The following is a 17,122-nucleotide window of genomic DNA, read 5'->3' as shown; positions in this document are numbered from 1 at the left end:
ACTCCTTAATTGCTTATATCTGTTGATATTATTTCTTTTACCGCTTTTGCTGTGAAATGATTGTTCACATAATCTAATGACGCTTGGGAAAGTTCATTTAATTTTTCATCGTTATCGTATAAATTAATAACTTGATTCGCAAATTCACTTTCCGTATCTGCAATCATTAAAATATTTTCACTATCAATAATCCCTTCAGCACCAACAGATGTAGTTACAATCGGTACTTGGTTATACATTGCTTCAATTACTTTTCCTTTCACACCTGCACCGTATCTTAAAGGTACTACAACTAGCTTAGATTTCTTGTAAAGTAAATCTAACTCTTCATCGGTAACAAAGCCTGTAACGATAATATTTTTTGAAGCTAAGCTTGAAATCTCATTCGGAGGATTTGAACCAACTATATAAAATTTCATATCTGGTTTTTCTTCTACTATTTTCGGGAAAACCGAAGAAACAAACCACAAAACTGCATCTATATTTGGTTTATGACCGAATCCACCAACAAATAATAACCCTTCTTTATCTGCTTGATTACTTTCAATAAACTCTTTCTCTTCAAAAATATAGGCAGGAATTGCTATAGCATTGATAGTAGGGTAGTATTTCTTAATTTCAGTTACCTCTACATCAGATGGATAATAAACAACATCAGACTTTTCATATAAACTGAATTCTGTTTTTCTCCAGTCTTCAGATGATTTTTTTAATGCCTCGTTGCCTGTTAACTCATATTCTCGATACTCACGTAAGAAATGTAGATCATGTCCATAGTAAACAACTTTGGCTTTTGTATATTTCTTGACTATATCAACATATTTAATAGAGATATGAGGTCTGTTCATATAAACATAATCAATGTATTTTCCGTTTTGTTTAAACCATTGCTCAATATTTTTATTATTATAAGGCTGATAGAAAACTTCTATCCCTAACTTTTCAAGTTCAGTAGTATAAGGTTCATGTTTATAATAATTATCTCCTATGAACTTAACATTCAGTCCCATTTGGACGAATAGTTTTAAATACTGATATGTCGTTCTGCTTCCTGCGTCTTTATCAAAGTGCGGCACATAATGATCAATTACTAAAATAGTCTTCTTAAATTTACTTCGATCTCTAGCCTTGAAAACATGTTCACCATTTCTGTAATGGTTCGTTTTTAACTCATTCGACCATTTTTCAATGAATTTTGATTTATTTAACTCTTGGAAACGTTTAACGCCTTCACTTACATTTGTACCATGCGAAATGCCTTCAAAGTGCACTACAACTGATTTTGGCTGTAGCATTACTTTAAAGCCATGTTTTCTAACTTCAAATGCTAAATCAGAATCTTCAAAATATGCAGGTACATATCGCTCATCGAAGCCACCTATTGTCTCCCAAAGATCTTTCTTGATCATAATTGCAGCACCTGAAATATAATCTACTTCTTTTACATAATTGTACTCAGGCTTATTTGGATCATCGAGTCTTCCAAAATTCCAACCGCTCGCATCATTCCAAATGATGCCTCCTGCTTCTTGCATTCTTCCATCTGGATACACTAATTTCGAGCCAACCATTCCAATTTGATGATCACTTTCTATAAGTTGTACTAGAGAATCTAACCAGCCCTCTTGGACTTGTGTATCATTGTTTAGGAATAAGACATATTGGCCATCAGCATATTGTGCTGCATTATTACAGTTTAGAAGGAATCCTCTGTTTTCCCCATCTCTAACTACTTTAATATTTTCAACGTATTCAGAGATATTGACGGTTTCATCTGATGACATGTCGTCTGCAATAATAATTTCATAAGATACATTTTGAGTATTTGCTAATATAGATTTTAAACATGAATACGTATAATGCCATTGGTTATAAACAGGAATAATAATCGATACATCTGGTGTAGCAAATTTTTCAAAAGTTATCTTTTCATAGCTTTGTTCAATATCTATTAAAGAAAGTTTAAACTCGGAAGTATCACTCGTATTTCTTTCAATATAGTTATCCACACGATTTTCTAACATTGATAGGTTTTGGTTCTTTGCATAATAGATAAACTTCTTTACATTCTCTTTATTCAACAATCTAAAGTTACCATCTATTACAATTTTTTTGAAAAGCTTTGCCAACAATCTTACTTTTCCGTCAGATGGTACGATTTTATCTCGCACACCATAATATTTTAATAATAACTTCCATCCATCGGAATCATAAATATTATTTAAAGTTCGTTCTTTTTCTTTTAACTGCTCGTTTTCATGGTGAAGCTGATTTTCTTTTGTTTCTAGCTTTTGAACTTTCTCTATTAAATCTTGCTTTTCTTGTTGAGATCCAGCAAGTTGATCATTTATTTCGTTTAGTTTCGCCTTAAATAACTCAACTTGTTGCTTAATTATTTCTACTTGATTTAGTTGGTTTTTTAATTTAGTATTCTCATCTTGTAAAGTCACTATATAATTATTTTTCTCTTCAATTTCGCTATCTAAGTAGTGAATATGCTTATTTCGTTCTTCAACTTCGTCTTGGAGTTGTAGTATTCTTGAAATTTTTAAATTATAATCCCCGGATTCTACAACGACTGAATTTAATTGGAATTCATTATTTGAAACATCAGAGCAAATGGCTACAATGTATTTACTATTTACATCTAGGTTACTGTCGTGATTTAGATTCGCAAAAGTTTTTCCATTCTCTTTTCCCAATAAATAAACGTTTTCCCTTGTTTGATAAGAAAAATCTACAAAGTTAAACGCAGAACTTAAAAAGCAATAAAATTCATCTTTATAAAATTCTTTGACATGAAACGGGTTATGATAGTTTCTAAAATCCGTATAAATTTTCTTATTTGGAGTAGACATTATTAAAATACCGTCTTCTTTTAGAACCCGTTTAATTTCTGTTAAGAATTGTTGTTGAAGATTCTCATTCACATGCTCAATTGTTTCAAACGATACTACTACATCAAAAGAGTGATCCTCAAATGGCAACTTTTCAATACTTGCTGCCATAAATTCAAGATTCCGCTTTAAATATTTATTTTGCGCATGTACAATTGATTCTTCATCAATGTCAATTCCAACTACTTTTTCTGCATTAGTAGCTAGATAATTGGAACCATACCCTTCCCCACATGCAGCATCTAATACAATTTTTCCGCTTACTAGTTCTTGAATTGATTGATACCGTTGGAGGTGTTCAATTTTGATTTCGTTATCTTCTATAACATTTGGAATGAATCTTTCTCCTGTAAATTCCATTGTTCGACTCCTTAACCTTTTATTGTTTCAAACGATACATTATTCAATACCATATAACCTTCTAAGTCATGTTCTTGCATATCATCTATTTTAATAATAAGTGCATCATGAATCCAACAATGCTGTGTATGTTCTAATTGTGTTCCAGAAGCGACTGCTGGCGAAATGGTATAAGTTCCTCGCTTTAATGGAGGAATCGTAAATCCAAAATTATATATATAACTTTTATCAACGTTAGGGTTTTTGATACTTTGTTCCAATACAAATGTATTGGTTTGCGTTACAATATTACCAATTCGATCTTTTATACTAAATCCGATAATTGGTTGATTAACTTTTTCAAAGTATTTTACTTTAATGGAGATGGTTACTTTATCCCCCATCTTGGCTTGATAGATTTTCTTACGCTGTGCATTAAACATGCTAATCCCTTTAATAATTGCCTTATTATCTCCAAAAATTTGAACACTGCTATCAATTGAATCAATGTCATTTGATTGTTCGTCTTCATCAGCTTCTTCGACTTCATCCTCTGAATAGTTATCCAATGAACTTCCAGCCATAAATGCCTGATACTGTTTTGAAACCTCATCAGGTTCACCATCAGAAATTAAATTACCCTCGTTGATCCAAATAAGTCGATCACAAAACTTATTCAACTGTAATAAGTCATGTGAAACAAAAAGGATTGTCTTATCTTTTTTTAATTCTTCTATTTTTCTTAGACATTTTTGTTGGAATCTAATATCGCCAACGCTTAATGCTTCGTCAACAATTAATATTTCTGGATCGACGCTTATTGCTACCGCAAAAGCTAATCTTACATACATCCCACTTGAATAGTTTTTTACAGGTTGGTGAATGAAATCTCCTATATCAGCAAATTCAATGATTTCAGGTATCTTTTGTTCCATTTCTTCTCTACTGTAACCCATAATTGTTCCACTCAAGTAAATATTTTGCATACCTGTATATTCTGGATTAAACCCTGCACCTAGCTCCAAAATAGCAGAGATATGCCCATTCACTTCCATGGATCCTGACGTTGGTTGAAGAACACCAGTAATGATTTTAAGTAGTGTAGATTTACCGGACCCATTCTTCCCAATAATCCCAACAGATTCACCTTTTTTAATCTCAAAATTAATATCATTTAATGCATAAAATTCTTTCGAAAACTTACTTTTTTTCGTAAAAGTAAATGAATCTTTTAAACGGTCAATTGGCTTATCATATAATTTATATTTTTTCGTAATATTTCTTGCGATTATAGCTAATTCATTCATATTATTAACTCCTATAATACGTCTGCAAAATGTGATTTCAACTTTCTAAATACTGTAATACCAATTACCATCATTAGAATTGTAAAAACCCAAAAATACAATGTTAAATTTGGTTTTTCCCAGAACCACTGATGATGAATAAATGCAGCACGATACCCTTCTGTAATGTAATAGACTGGGTTTAATTTAATATAGAATAGATATTTTTCAGGAAGTATATCTAATGACCAAAAGATAGGCGTTAGCCAAAAACAGAACTGTAAAATCATTGCAACCAACTGCCCTATATCTTTTAGAAAAATGATAAGACTCGCTGTTAAATAAGAAAGGCCTACTAGCAAAAATATCGTTGCGATTAAGTAGTAAAGAAACTGTAAATTATAAAGCGTGAAATCATAATCATATACATAAAACATAAAGAATAAAAAAATGATAAAGAAAATATGTATATAGAAAGAAGAAAGTATTTTCACAATCGGTAAAATCCAAACAGGAAAATTCACCTTTTTCACTAAATAACTATTCTCTGTGATAGATACTGTAGCTCCATTTAAACTATCTGAAAAGAAGAACCAAGGAATCATCGCAGTCATTAACCAGAGGATAAATGGAAAATCATTTACTGGCATCGACTTAAACCCAACTTGGAACACAAACCAGAATATCAAAATCGTAATAAGTGGTTGAACAAATCCCCACGTAATCCCTAAAAAAGAACCTACATATCTATTTTTCAAATCATTCTTTGACAAATCAATTGCTAATTTCGTTGTTTTTTTCAATCCTTGAACTTTAGTAGACATAAGCCACCTTCTAATTTAAGTAGATTTAATATTAAACAAAAAAGCATCAGGAATCTGAGCAATGTGATCTTTAAAATTACATTATCCCGTATAACTCCTAATGCTTTTCATGACATTCAAAATTTCAATGAGAGTAGATAATTTTAAAACATTGCATTAGACATTTGCTTCATTGGCCTCTTTTTCATTATAAAATAAGCCAAGAGTTATTCCTGCAATCGTAAACAGTAATCCAGCAGTCCCCGGTGCTGTATCGTTGAATAATGCTTGAACTAAAAAAGCAATCCAAGCGACACTAAGTACCACAATCAAACTTGATGAACAATTAAATGTGATAATACTTTTAATTGTTGCTACTAAAGTAATAAGAAGAAGCGCCGCAAACAATGCGAATCCAATTATTCCGGTTCCATATAGGATACCCACATATAAGTTATGGGGTTTATCAACAATCGTTACTTCGTTCATATTTGCTTGTGCCTCTAATTGTGTATGTGGGAAGTGATATACAAGTGTATCAATCCCATATCCAAACAATGGACGATCAGCTACTAATTCTAAAGTTTCTTGCCAAATATAAATACGCCCTGTACCAGGTCCCCATTGTGGCGTAGGTAAAACCGGTAATTCAAATGAATTGTCTGATGCATAAGCTTTATTAGAAAGCAGGTCCAATAAACCTTCTGTAGTTACTGAAGCACCTAAAGGTTGTTCCGTCTCATACGGATTTTCAGAAATAAAGAAGCCCAGTGATTCGTCCCACACTTCAGCATTTTTCAGTGATAAAACATGAATGAGTGCACCTGAGATTATTGCAAAAACTACTAATACTGCAAGAGATTTCAACTTGTTTTCTGATTTAATTACTAACCAAATCAAAATTACAGTAATAAATACTACCGTTACAAATCCACTAGCAGATATAGACATTAACATAACTGCCATTGCAGCTAATGCAACGATTAAATTAATAGTTCTTCTAATGGGGTTTTTATCAACAACCGCGTATGATAAAAACATTACTGTCATAATAGAGAACATACCGCTCATATAGTTCCATTGGTTTAATGTACCAATTAATACGGACCCTTCAGAAATTTGGGAACCACCTGTAAGGAAAAGAGAAACTAATTTTTGAACCCATTCAAATTGCAATAGATCTTTCCCATAGAAATTCATTATTATGATGAATAGGTTAATGAATATAAATGGATAAAGGGAATACATAACGTAATTTACCGCATTTTTTGGATAGTTAATATTCATTGCAATAAATATCAATGCAGTATAACATATCCACATAATCGCTCCTTCCGATCGATTATACAGACCGTTCAGAGCAATTGAAATATTAGGCGATACTATTGTAGAAATGATTAGTACAATTACAAAACCGCCTAGAAAATAATTCAATTTTGTCTTTTTCACTTTGCCATTCATAAACAAAACTTTGCTTAGTAAAAGTAGTGCTGCAATAATAGTTACGACTAAAATAATTAAGGATTTATAATATGTAAACAGGTCCCCTTTAACTCCAGAAGTGAGGTTACTCATTGTAGAGACAATTGGACTCACAAACTCTGTTGCATGAGCTAAAACAATTAATGGCATAAACCCAATTAATACTAAAAACAACCTAAAAATCCATTTGTCGACATTGTCACGTGAAATTTGATTTTCTTTTTCATCACTTATTTTATTTACTTGACGAGATTCTCCATAAAACGAAGTCATCTTATGTATACCTTCCTTATTACATATTTTCTATTAAACTAAGTAACTCAGCTACCCTTTCTTGATAGGTAGGGAAACTTTCAGGGGCCCAACCAGCTTCCTGACAACGAGTCAAAACGATTTTCGCATCATCATATCTTTCTATATGATAAAGTGTTTCTCCAAATTGAAGCATAAACATTGGATCCTCTACTTTGTATGGATTTATATCTAATGTTTTTTGAAGTAGTGTTGCAGCTTGTTGCATTTCGTTATTACTAGCCGCAATAACCGCACCTAAATAATTAACCGCTTCTGATTCGGATTGCAGCTTTAATAATTCCTTAATATAGGTAGCTGCCTCGGTATTGTTCCCTTGACTATGTAATTCTGTAGCTTGCTTATAAAGTGTATCCTCCATAGAAAACTGCTTGTCTTGTTTGCTCGCCATCACATTTGCAACGATTACACCTAACACTATAAAAGCAACAATCCCCAAAAATATGTATCTCCTAGTAAATTCTCGTAATTGCATATGTATCAATCCTTTTATTTTACTAATTTAGCACCTCTCACATTATACACCATATTTCGACTGATTTCCTTAACTTACCCTAGTTATGTTTAGACAAACAAAATGACGATATTTCACATCTCATTAACTCTTTTGCAAACAAGCAAAAACTCTATGAACATACCATAGAGCTCGTTAAAAAATTATTTACTTAAGGTAAACATGGAGCGTTTGAGATTTCCCATCAATTGATATTGCAAGATTAAATGAATCACCTGTAGTTAGACCATCATCCATACCTAAATTAATAGTTGTACCTCTGGTACCATTTGAAGTAATTACACCGCTATCATTATTAGATTTTACATCAGTAATAGTTAATCCAATATATTTTTCTGTACCATCAAAGAATGTAACTTCTCCCGTGGGTGTACTAAATGAAACATGGTCATTACCATATTGATCTACGATAACAAGGGAGCCTTCTTCAAGAAGTTCTTTGAAGATTTCCTCTGAATCTAATTTACCGTCTGCTATTATTGAAGCTGTTAATTCAACATCCACATCATCTAATAATTTTTCAGATAATGACTTACGATCAATCAGCTCGAATTTACTATTGCTTACTTTTGCTTCTTCACGGGTAAGTGTTAGCGTGTGTCTAATTGTTTCTCCTGTTTCGTTGATTGTTACAAGAATTTCAGCTTCATATTTGTCAAATTTATCTTCAAAAATATTATCAGCTTTAATTGCTTCAAGATTAGCAGTTACTCGTTTGCCATCCGTATTTAAATATTTACTTTCAGTGGAGATAGTATATGCATTTCCATCTTCATTACCGATTTCAACTTCAAGGTCGCCCATTAAACCAAACACTTTTATATCGGCATCATCTAGTTCGGTAAATTTACCATCCGGTGAAATACCCAAAAGTAGTTCATCACTCTCTATTTTAAAAGAATAGAAATTATCTTCATCGTTTGGTGTTTCAAGATCTTGATCTAAATTCAAATTAGTAAATTTAACCTCCGCTGAATATTGTCTGCCGTCAATATCAAAATCTACTGTTTCGAGTATGTTCTCCTTTAGCGGATTCGTTAATGTGATATAATGTGTGGATTGATCGGAAAGTGTAACAATTAGTTGATTGTTTGAAAATACAACCACTTGATCAATTGTCAAATTAGGTGTTTTAATGAAAGTTGATTTATATAAGAAAGTCGCAAATTGACCTCGTGTTAAAGTTGTCTTCGGTTCAAAAACTTCAACTTTAGATAGATCATAAAAATCTAAAACATTAATTGCTGAACGTGCACTTACTTTCGCTTTATCTAAATCTAGTACTTCATGTTGGAATGTTTGATTGGCAACATATGTAGTGAAATCAAATTGATGTACTCCAGAAAGTGCATTTACAAGAACAATCGCCATATTTTCACGGTTCATGATTTCTTTTGGGCTCAAATTCCCATTAACTCCAGTAAAAATGCCATTATCTTTTACTAATGCAGCGTACTGTAGTAGACCTTCTTCCGAATCTGAAGAAAGATCAGAAAAACGCATCTTCTTTTTATAATCAGAAGGAATTTCGTAACCGTTTGCACGTAAATATCTACCAATTAACTTTACAACATCTGAATTCGTTAAGCCTTTATTTGGTTTAAACATCCCATCAGGGTATCCATAAATCAACCCCATATCTCCTAATTCGATAATAGCTTTTTCATGCGAATTTCCTTGTATATCGGAAAATTGAGTTGCACTTACCACACCTGGAATAACCGTTAAGACAATTACTGTTACAGTTGATGAAACTGTAAACATATTTACTACATAACTTTTTCCTTTCATCATAAGTTCCTCCAAGATAAAATTGTTTTCTTTAAATTAAAAGAGATTGATCTATTTAAATAAATGGGGGACGAAGATGACAATGATTCAGCGTCGCCACGAATACCCTTTACCACGCGCATAAAAAAAACTCTATGGATTTACTCCATAGAGTTTTTTGCCTTATTATTTTAAAATATTATTTAACGTAAACTTTGTAAGATTGTTCAACACCATCAACAGAAATTGTTAATGTGAATGAATCGCCTTCTTGAACGCCGTTAGCTGAACCAACGTTAATTGAAGCACTTGAAGTACCGTTGCTAGTAACTTTGTAATCTTCATCGTTAGCAGCGTTTACATCAGAAATACGTAATTTTAATTGGTCAGTTGAACCATCGAAGAATGTTACAGTTGTACCTGAAACAGTTACATCTTCACCATATTGGTCTTCAAGATCCCATTTACCTTCAGCAATAGCATTGTTATTTGCTAAAGCATCAAGTAGGTTTGTTGTAGAAATAGAAGTAGCACCAGATGCGATATTTACATCAAATGATTTTACAGATTTTTCAGATGCAGATTCTTTGTCTTTCACATTAAGAGCAGCAACTGCTGGATCATCTTCACCAATTGTAAGTGCATGAGTTACACGTTGTCCATCTTTGTTAATGATTACAGCAACTTCAGTATCAATAGATGTAACACCAGACTCTTTTAACTTGTCTACAGCTGTTTGTGTAGTAGCAACATCACCACTAGTAACGTCTAAGTCTAAGTATTTCGCACCAGAAACAGCTGAAATTGAATAAGCTGATTTTGGTAATTCAACTTCAACACCATTACTAGTTACACCGTATACTTCGATGTTTGCAAAATCTTTAGTTGCGACTTCACCGTAAAGTTTTCCATCACTTTTCACAACGTAAGATTTAAAATCATCTTCGTCTACTGTACGGAATGTTACAGATTGAGTATCTGTAGCAGTTTTAGCAGTACCTTTATCTGTATAATTACTTACTAATTTAAACTCTACTGTAGCGCTACCATCATTGTTGCCTACAAGTTTAATTTTGTCCCCAGCAGCAGCAAATGTATCCTTGCCATTAATTGCAATTTTGCTTGGATCTTTTGATACAGCTTGAATTGTATAGTTTTCAACATCATCAAATGCACGACCATATTGATCTTCAACTTTGATTGCTTTAAATTTAACATCTAGTTCGCCGTCTTTGTAAACATAAGTGTCAACATCAACGTTTACGATGCTTTCTGCATAAGCTTTTGCATAAACACTTAATTCAACTGATGATTCTTCACCAGAATCGTCTACTTCGATTTCGATTTCTAAATCTTCTGCTTTATCTTTGTCGTGACTAGTAGTTTCAAATTCTAAGTATACTTGACCATCTTCTTCAACGAAGTTAAATGCAGAAGTTTGAGAACCAGAATTTTTAACACGAGGTGTATCCCAAGTGATTTTCAGTTCTGGATCTTTACCATCTTTGCTACGTAATTTATCGTTTAAGTCAGCTGCATCTGTAATTAATTCGCCAGCTTGATCATAAGCGAATACTGGTAATTTAACAGTTTCATCAGCGGCAACTACTTCATCTGGAGTTCCAAGTTCAACTTTTTGTACTTCAGAACTACTTACTAAATTAAACTTAGCTGAATTTTCTTCACCAGTAGCTTTTGAACGGAATGTTACAGTGTTTTCTCCACCAATTACATCATCTAAATCGAAAGTTAATGGAACAGCAAAATAATGTTTTCCATCAATTTCTTTTACAGTAATTTGATCTTCATCGTCGATTTCAAAGATGTCATCGTTAGAAACATCAATACGTAAATTATCACGGATGAATCCAATTTGAATTGCATCAGGTGAAGTTGGTTGTAAGTTTCCATCTAATTCAGAATCTTCTTCGTAATCTTCAGCATCTAATTTCACACCATATTGGTCTGTAACGTTAAATAAGATGTAGAAATCATGTTTATCTTTAACATTTTCAGTTGTGAACTCTTCTTCATTTTCATTATAAACCTTTAAGATTTCTACTGAACCTGGTTCACTCTCATCAGAAAGAGTTACATCTTGTTCTGCATCAATCTCAAGATCCCCATCTTCATAACTAAGTTCAATTGTACCAGTTGCGTCGTCATCTTCGTCAGCATCAACCCAAACAGTTACTACGCCTTCACGTCCACCTTTTAAATCGTCAACATAGATGTCAGTCTCATCAATTCCTTTAATTTTTACATCTTTAAAGTTTTGATGATTTGTATCTTCTGTAATATCTTCACCATATTGGTTTGTAATAGTGAAGCCAATTTTAGCTTCTTTATTTTTATTAGCATCTTCTTTACCTGTGAATGCTAGGTATTCAGAGTTGAATTCGATTGCTGTCACAGTTTCTCTTGTTGTAGTTACAGATGCTTTTAAGTCTTCAGAAGCAACACCACTAACTGTTAATGTGTAAGTTGCATCAGTAAACTTAGTATCTACTGTTAATACTGCTTCAGTTTTGTCTTCGTTCCAATCGATTTCAGTTACGTTAAAACCAGTTGTACCACGAGCTACTGAGAATTTTGCAGTTTCAGGATTAACCGCACCGTCAAACACAACTGTTAATTGATTTGTCGAAGTTGCAGTTAATGATTTAATTACACCAGCTTCAGAAGTTGGAGCTTTAGCATTAATAGTTGCGTTCAAGAATGAAGCAAATTGTCCACGAGTTACATTTCCTGTTGGATTGAAGTTATCAACAGCTGTGATTTTTAATGCTTTAAGTGCTTTAACTTCATCACGGTAGTCAGCATTTACTTTTTCAATGTCTGCTACAGTAACGTTTGAAGTGTCACCAGCAAGTTCTTTTAAAGATTTACCAGTAATTGCTTTGTAAGCACTGTCAAGTACTACTGCCATTTGTTGACGGCTGATTTTATCTTGTGGTTTTAATGAACCATCAGTATAACCTTGGAAAATTCCGTTTGCTTTAACTAAAGCGAACATTTCTTTGTTTTCTTCAGTTGCAAAAGTTGGATAGTCATTGAAATATTCTTTTGTTGCGTAGTCAGCAGGAGCTTCAAGACCTAAAGCTTTAGCCCATTTACCAAGCATTAAAGCTACTTGTCCACGAGTTACTGTTTCGTTTGGAGCAAATGAACCGTCAGCTTTACCACTTACATATCCTAGTTCTAATAAAGCTTTGATCGCAGCTTCGTGGTCGTTACCAGCGATATCAGATGGTGTTGCAGCAGAAGCTACAGGCACGATTGCAGATGCTACTAAAGTAGCTGTAGCAGCAGTTGCTACGAATTTTTTGTATTTCTTTGGTTGGTTAGCCATAGAAAGATTTCCTCCTCTAAGATCGATTAATAATATTTTAGTTATCCTTCACGAACATGTGTAGAAAAACTATTACACATAAAAGTTTAGTAGTATATAAATGTTATGTCAATCATTTTTTGTCACCTTTGACATAATTGTCTAAGTTTGTTGATTAACGGATTTATAGGAATGGATAACTTAAAATCTACTTTATTATGACATAAAATCTAGTCAAAACCAACAAAATCTTTTAAATTCTACCAATTAATTATTTTGATATATCAATTTTCGATGTCTGGATACCATACATACACTGTTATATAAGGGTTCGAGACTCTATTACATTATGATAACAATAATTAAAACTATTAAATTCCTATTACAAAGCGTCGAATTTTAGCTAATTCTATTTTGGTAACCTTTGGTTGTACTTCAACTATATTGGTAGTACTACATTTATATGGATAAAATATTAATAGATTTTATTTAGTTTACTTTTACTACTATTTATATCAATATTACCAACCATTAAAATAGTTTAGTAACTTAGTCCCTCGATAAGTGTATTGTTAGTTCTCCCGATATATGCATAATTCATTAAATTAAATTTCCATAAAAAAAGACCTAAGCATTGTGCTTAGGCCTTCTTTTTTGGGCTACCAACCGTTTTTTCCTTGCAGGGAAAAATTATATTTCATAGAGAAAATCTTACTAACAATTACAGTTTATCACCATTATTACGAAAGAACAATGGATTATTACAAAGATTACATAATTATTTTTATTTTGGTTGTACTGGTTAGATTTTCATCAACATAAAACTTTTGTTATTTCCCCTTAGAACTACGGGCTACTTCTAATAAAAATAAAGGTAATGCCAACTGACGCTTTAACCGTTTTGGTTCTTTCATAAGTCTATAGAACCATTCCAATCCAGCCTTTTGGAAGGCTTCTGGTGCACGCTTCACTGTACCGGCTAAAACATCAAAAGATCCACCTACTCCTTGATAAATTGTTGGGTGTAGTTGGTCACGATTTTCATTAATCCAGTTCTCTTGTTTCGGACTACCCATTGCGACAAATAGAAGATCTGGTTTTGCCTCATTAATTTTATCAATGACTTTATTTTGATCCTTCTCATATCCATCTTGCGTACCTGCAACAATAATTCCAGGATAAAGTTCACGTAGTTTATCCGCTGCTTTTTCGGCTACTCCCGGTTTCCCCCCATATAAGAAGATTGGCTTTTTACGTTGTGCAGCTTCCTGACAAAGACGCAACATCATATCTACACCAGTTACACGAGAAGTAATTTGTCCTTTTTGAATCTTTGAAGCTAATATGACCCCAATCCCATCTGGAATTTGGAACTCTGCTTCATTTAGTAACTTCTTTAAAGCTGGATCTTCCTTTGCTTTAATAATCTTCTCAGGATTAATTGCTACAATTAATGACTTTTCTTTTGTTTCAATTCGTTCAAATACTTTTGGAATTAGTTCATCATAATTTTCCGTATTAACTTGAATACCAAGTACTTTTTCCTTCATCTGTTAATCAACCATCCATTTTTATGTTTTAGGTTATGTTATCAAAAAATATGGCAGTGTGCCCATTTATGCACACTGCCACTTATAGCACTTATATGTTTTTCGCATCTCCAAGTAAGTGGTACTGGAAGTCTGCATTTTGCCAAGTTTCGCGACTAAGGCAATTTTTTGTGTCAAACACAATTTTGTTTCTCATATTTTGAATTGTTGTTGGTGCATATGTTTTAAATTCATTGTGATCTGTTAGCACTAAAAGAATGTCTGCATCTTTTGTCGCTTCTTCAAAGCTTTGCGTTTGAGTAGCGTGTTTATTTTCTTTAATGTGCGGATCAAATGAAATTACTTCTAATCCAAGTTCTTGTAATTGCTCAATCACTTCTGTTGAAGGACTTTCGCGCATATCGTCTACGTTTCCTTTAAATGCAAGACCTAATACAGCAACTTTTGCACCAGCAATTTTGTTTTGATTCAAAATCGCTTGTGTTTTTTGTGCTGTAAAGTGTGGCATGCTGTCATTTGTATGGCGAGACATGTTAATAATAGCTGCCGTATCTCCACCTAATTCAACTAAGAACCATGGGTCAACTGCGATACAGTGACCACCAACACCTGGCCCTGGGAAGTGAACATTTACTCGTGGGTGGAAGTTCGCAAATTTAATGGCTTCCCAAATGTTTACGTCTAATTTCTCAGCTAATTTCGCAAGCTCATTTGCAAACGCAATGTTTACGTCACGGTACGTATTTTCCATTACTTTTACAAGTTCAGCAGTTGTTGCATCTGTAATATGGATTGTCCCTTGAACAAAAGTCTCATAAAGTTCTTTTGTTAATTCAGCTGATTCCTTGTTAACTCCACCAACAATACGGTCATTGTTAATTAACTCTTCAAAGATTTTACCTGGAATTACTCGCTCAGGAGAATGTGAAACATAAATTTCTGTACCAATTTCAAGACCTGTTTTTACAAGCTCAGGCAACATAATACGTTCTACAGTTTTTGGTGGTACAGTTGATTCTAAAATAACTAGGTTTCCTTTTTTCACATAAGGAACGATTGAAGCCGTTGCTTGGCGTACATATTCTAAATTCGCTGTTTTATCAGGGTTAATTGGTGACGGAACAGCAATAATAAATGCATCAGCTTCTTCAGGAGTAGTTGCAGCAGTTAAAAAGCCGCTATCTACCGCTTTATCTAAACGTTCTTGAAGACCTGGTTCTTCAATGTGTAACTTCTTATTTTGAATTGATTCCACAGCTGCTTGACTCACATCAACACCGTGAACCTTGATTCCGTGATTTGCAAATGTAACGGCTGTTGGTAAACCAATATACCCTAAACCAACAACACAAATTTTCTTTGTCATAATAATCGTTACTTCCTTTCAATTTCGAGAGCGAGTATGTACGATGCTACCGACCAATTACTCGATCTATTTCTTTTCAGAATGCCCAAGAAAGTTGAATTTATAGATTCTGCTTTAGGGATTCTACATGTCCTATTAGTGATTGTGCTTATATTATTTGTTAAAAATTCCGTATGTATTACACAAACAGACAAATCCTGCATTTTAGTATACAACTTTCCGCTCGCCGTGTGAATAAAATTTGTTTTACAGTGAAATTACGGCAGTCGAATTTTGTCATAATTGTCACGAGGGTGAGATAATTTTGCATGTTGAAAGGTAAATGATTACCTTTTGACCGTTTAGATTCATGTTTTGCTCACTTAATTATCCCCTTGATCGGTTACACACTTGTTTTGCTCACTTAAATTTAAGACCATAATGCTCTTTTCCTTTAACTCCTCCATTAAAAACTTACCTGCCTTTTAAAATATAGACACTGTCTCTTTTAACTCCATTACTTCCGATGCTATTTTTACTTAGTATCCTAGTAGCTTCTTGTCGATTCCGTAATTTTAAGAATTGTATACATTCCTTATTGTTTATCTCTTCTCTTATTAACATGTAATAATCCTTTAATGCCCGAAAATGTGCATCCATACTAGTCTTCCCACACCTCAGACATTTCCAAGTTCTTAACGCCCGCAGCATCGGAATGGTTCCACAACTTGGCCATTCAACGCCTGTAGAAATCATTCTTGGTGAGATCTTGTAGTAGTTGCAAAGTGGGAATGGATCACGGGTATAAAGGGATTTCATTAATAATTCCCCTAACTTTCTCGAATCAACGTTTGCGCCACCACTCCTTGGCAATGACCAAATAAATCTAATCACCTCTCGTCCAATCAACAGTGGGACCTTCATGGGTGGTTACTAAATAATCGCATTAAACAGAAAAGAATTGCCCCGTAACCGGTAATTTTGCCCCCTGACTTTCTAACAATGACTTCAATCCAAACGTATATTGATCCACCTGATTTTCCGGGCTGCCCAGAATTTCATCTTTCCCATCATCACCTTTTCGAATCAACTGACGTGGATTGTCATTGAAATAGAGTCGCCCCGTAATGTTCTTAACTTCTAGTATCAAACACCACCAAGGTGACAATAACAGTATACCAATTCGCATCTCGACTTTTGATTTCATTGCTACGTTGTGTAGTAGATAAGTTTGCTCTGGTAGTTGGCAAGCCGCTAAAAAGGAAAGGACATGTTGTTCGCCATGTTCACCCGCTTCCTGCCTTTTAAGTTCAACTAGTAATTTTGGACACATTTCGTGGGAAGGATGAAGTCTTTTAGTCAGTGCAGTTAATGCGGGAGTCATTGGATAGGGTTCGCAAGGTTTTAAAATCAATCACCAGATTCCTCCTACTATTTTTGATTTAACGATAGCAGAAAGAAAGTACCCCAGTATATTAGTCTTATTAAGCTTT

General features: G+C 33.6%; 10 protein-coding genes. All 10 read right to left on the bottom strand.

What is annotated here, in order from left to right:
• Positions 1-5 precede the first annotated feature (5 nt).
• The gene (locus JOD29_RS11495; RefSeq protein WP_124763311.1) at positions 6-3,257 is read right to left on the bottom strand and encodes a glycosyltransferase; all 3,252 of its coding nucleotides are present in this window, start codon (positions 3,255-3,257) and stop codon (positions 6-8) included.
• 11 nt (positions 3,258-3,268) lie between these two features.
• The gene (locus JOD29_RS11490) at positions 3,269-4,543 is read right to left on the bottom strand and encodes an ABC transporter ATP-binding protein (protein WP_124763313.1); all 1,275 of its coding nucleotides are present in this window, start codon (positions 4,541-4,543) and stop codon (positions 3,269-3,271) included.
• Between the two features lie 11 nt (positions 4,544-4,554).
• Complete coding sequence (locus JOD29_RS11485; protein WP_124763315.1) at positions 4,555-5,346, bottom strand: ABC transporter permease; 792 nt, start codon at positions 5,344-5,346, stop codon at positions 4,555-4,557.
• Positions 5,347-5,502: 156 nt separating this feature from the next.
• Positions 5,503-7,080, bottom strand: a complete 1,578-nt coding sequence (locus JOD29_RS11480; protein WP_124763317.1) for an O-antigen ligase family protein — start codon at positions 7,078-7,080, stop codon at positions 5,503-5,505.
• A 19-nt stretch (positions 7,081-7,099) separates the two neighbouring features.
• Positions 7,100-7,558: a tetratricopeptide repeat protein gene (locus JOD29_RS11475; RefSeq protein ID WP_124763319.1), complete on the bottom strand. Its 459-nt coding sequence runs from the start codon at positions 7,556-7,558 to the stop codon at positions 7,100-7,102.
• Positions 7,559-7,780: 222 nt separating this feature from the next.
• Positions 7,781-9,427: an S-layer homology domain-containing protein gene (locus JOD29_RS11470; RefSeq protein WP_124763321.1), complete on the bottom strand. Its 1,647-nt coding sequence runs from the start codon at positions 9,425-9,427 to the stop codon at positions 7,781-7,783.
• Between the two features lie 175 nt (positions 9,428-9,602).
• A complete protein-coding gene (locus JOD29_RS11465; protein ID WP_124763323.1) occupies positions 9,603-12,755 on the bottom strand; it encodes an S-layer homology domain-containing protein in 3,153 nt (1,050 codons plus the stop codon).
• A gap of 809 nt (positions 12,756-13,564) precedes the next feature.
• Complete coding sequence (locus JOD29_RS11460) at positions 13,565-14,284, bottom strand: WecB/TagA/CpsF family glycosyltransferase (RefSeq protein WP_124763325.1); 720 nt, start codon at positions 14,282-14,284, stop codon at positions 13,565-13,567.
• Between the two features lie 91 nt (positions 14,285-14,375).
• Complete coding sequence (locus JOD29_RS11455; RefSeq protein WP_124763327.1) at positions 14,376-15,650, bottom strand: nucleotide sugar dehydrogenase; 1,275 nt, start codon at positions 15,648-15,650, stop codon at positions 14,376-14,378.
• Between the two features lie 925 nt (positions 15,651-16,575).
• A complete protein-coding gene (locus JOD29_RS11450) occupies positions 16,576-17,013 on the bottom strand; it encodes a nuclease-related domain-containing protein (protein WP_205101668.1) in 438 nt (145 codons plus the stop codon).
• Positions 17,014-17,122 lie beyond the last annotated feature (109 nt).

Source organism: Lysinibacillus composti, from assembly GCF_016908465.1.
In the GTDB taxonomy this organism is placed as follows: domain Bacteria; phylum Bacillota; class Bacilli; order Bacillales_A; family Planococcaceae; genus Ureibacillus; species Ureibacillus composti_A.
The sequence above is the reverse complement of the archived record's forward strand: the minus strand, read 5'-3'. Positions and strand labels throughout refer to the sequence as shown.

Bases quoted from the DNA above. Each gene is read 5' to 3' on its own strand.
- JOD29_RS11455 (WP_124763327.1), bottom strand. From the start codon at position 15,650: ATGACAAAGAAAATTTGTGTTGTTGGTTTAGGGTATATTGGTTTACCA.
- JOD29_RS11450 (WP_205101668.1), bottom strand. From the start codon at position 17,013: ATGACTCCCGCATTAACTGCACTGACTAAAAGACTTCATCCTTCCCAC.
- JOD29_RS11460 (WP_124763325.1), bottom strand. From the start codon at position 14,284: ATGAAGGAAAAAGTACTTGGTATTCAAGTTAATACGGAAAATTATGAT.
- JOD29_RS11480 (WP_124763317.1), bottom strand. From the start codon at position 7,080: ATGACTTCGTTTTATGGAGAATCTCGTCAAGTAAATAAAATAAGTGAT.
- JOD29_RS11465 (WP_124763323.1), bottom strand. From the start codon at position 12,755: ATGGCTAACCAACCAAAGAAATACAAAAAATTCGTAGCAACTGCTGCT.
- JOD29_RS11470 (WP_124763321.1), bottom strand. From the start codon at position 9,427: ATGATGAAAGGAAAAAGTTATGTAGTAAATATGTTTACAGTTTCATCA.
- JOD29_RS11495 (WP_124763311.1), bottom strand. From the start codon at position 3,257: ATGGAATTTACAGGAGAAAGATTCATTCCAAATGTTATAGAAGATAAC.
- JOD29_RS11490 (WP_124763313.1), bottom strand. From the start codon at position 4,543: ATGAATGAATTAGCTATAATCGCAAGAAATATTACGAAAAAATATAAA.
- JOD29_RS11485 (WP_124763315.1), bottom strand. From the start codon at position 5,346: ATGTCTACTAAAGTTCAAGGATTGAAAAAAACAACGAAATTAGCAATT.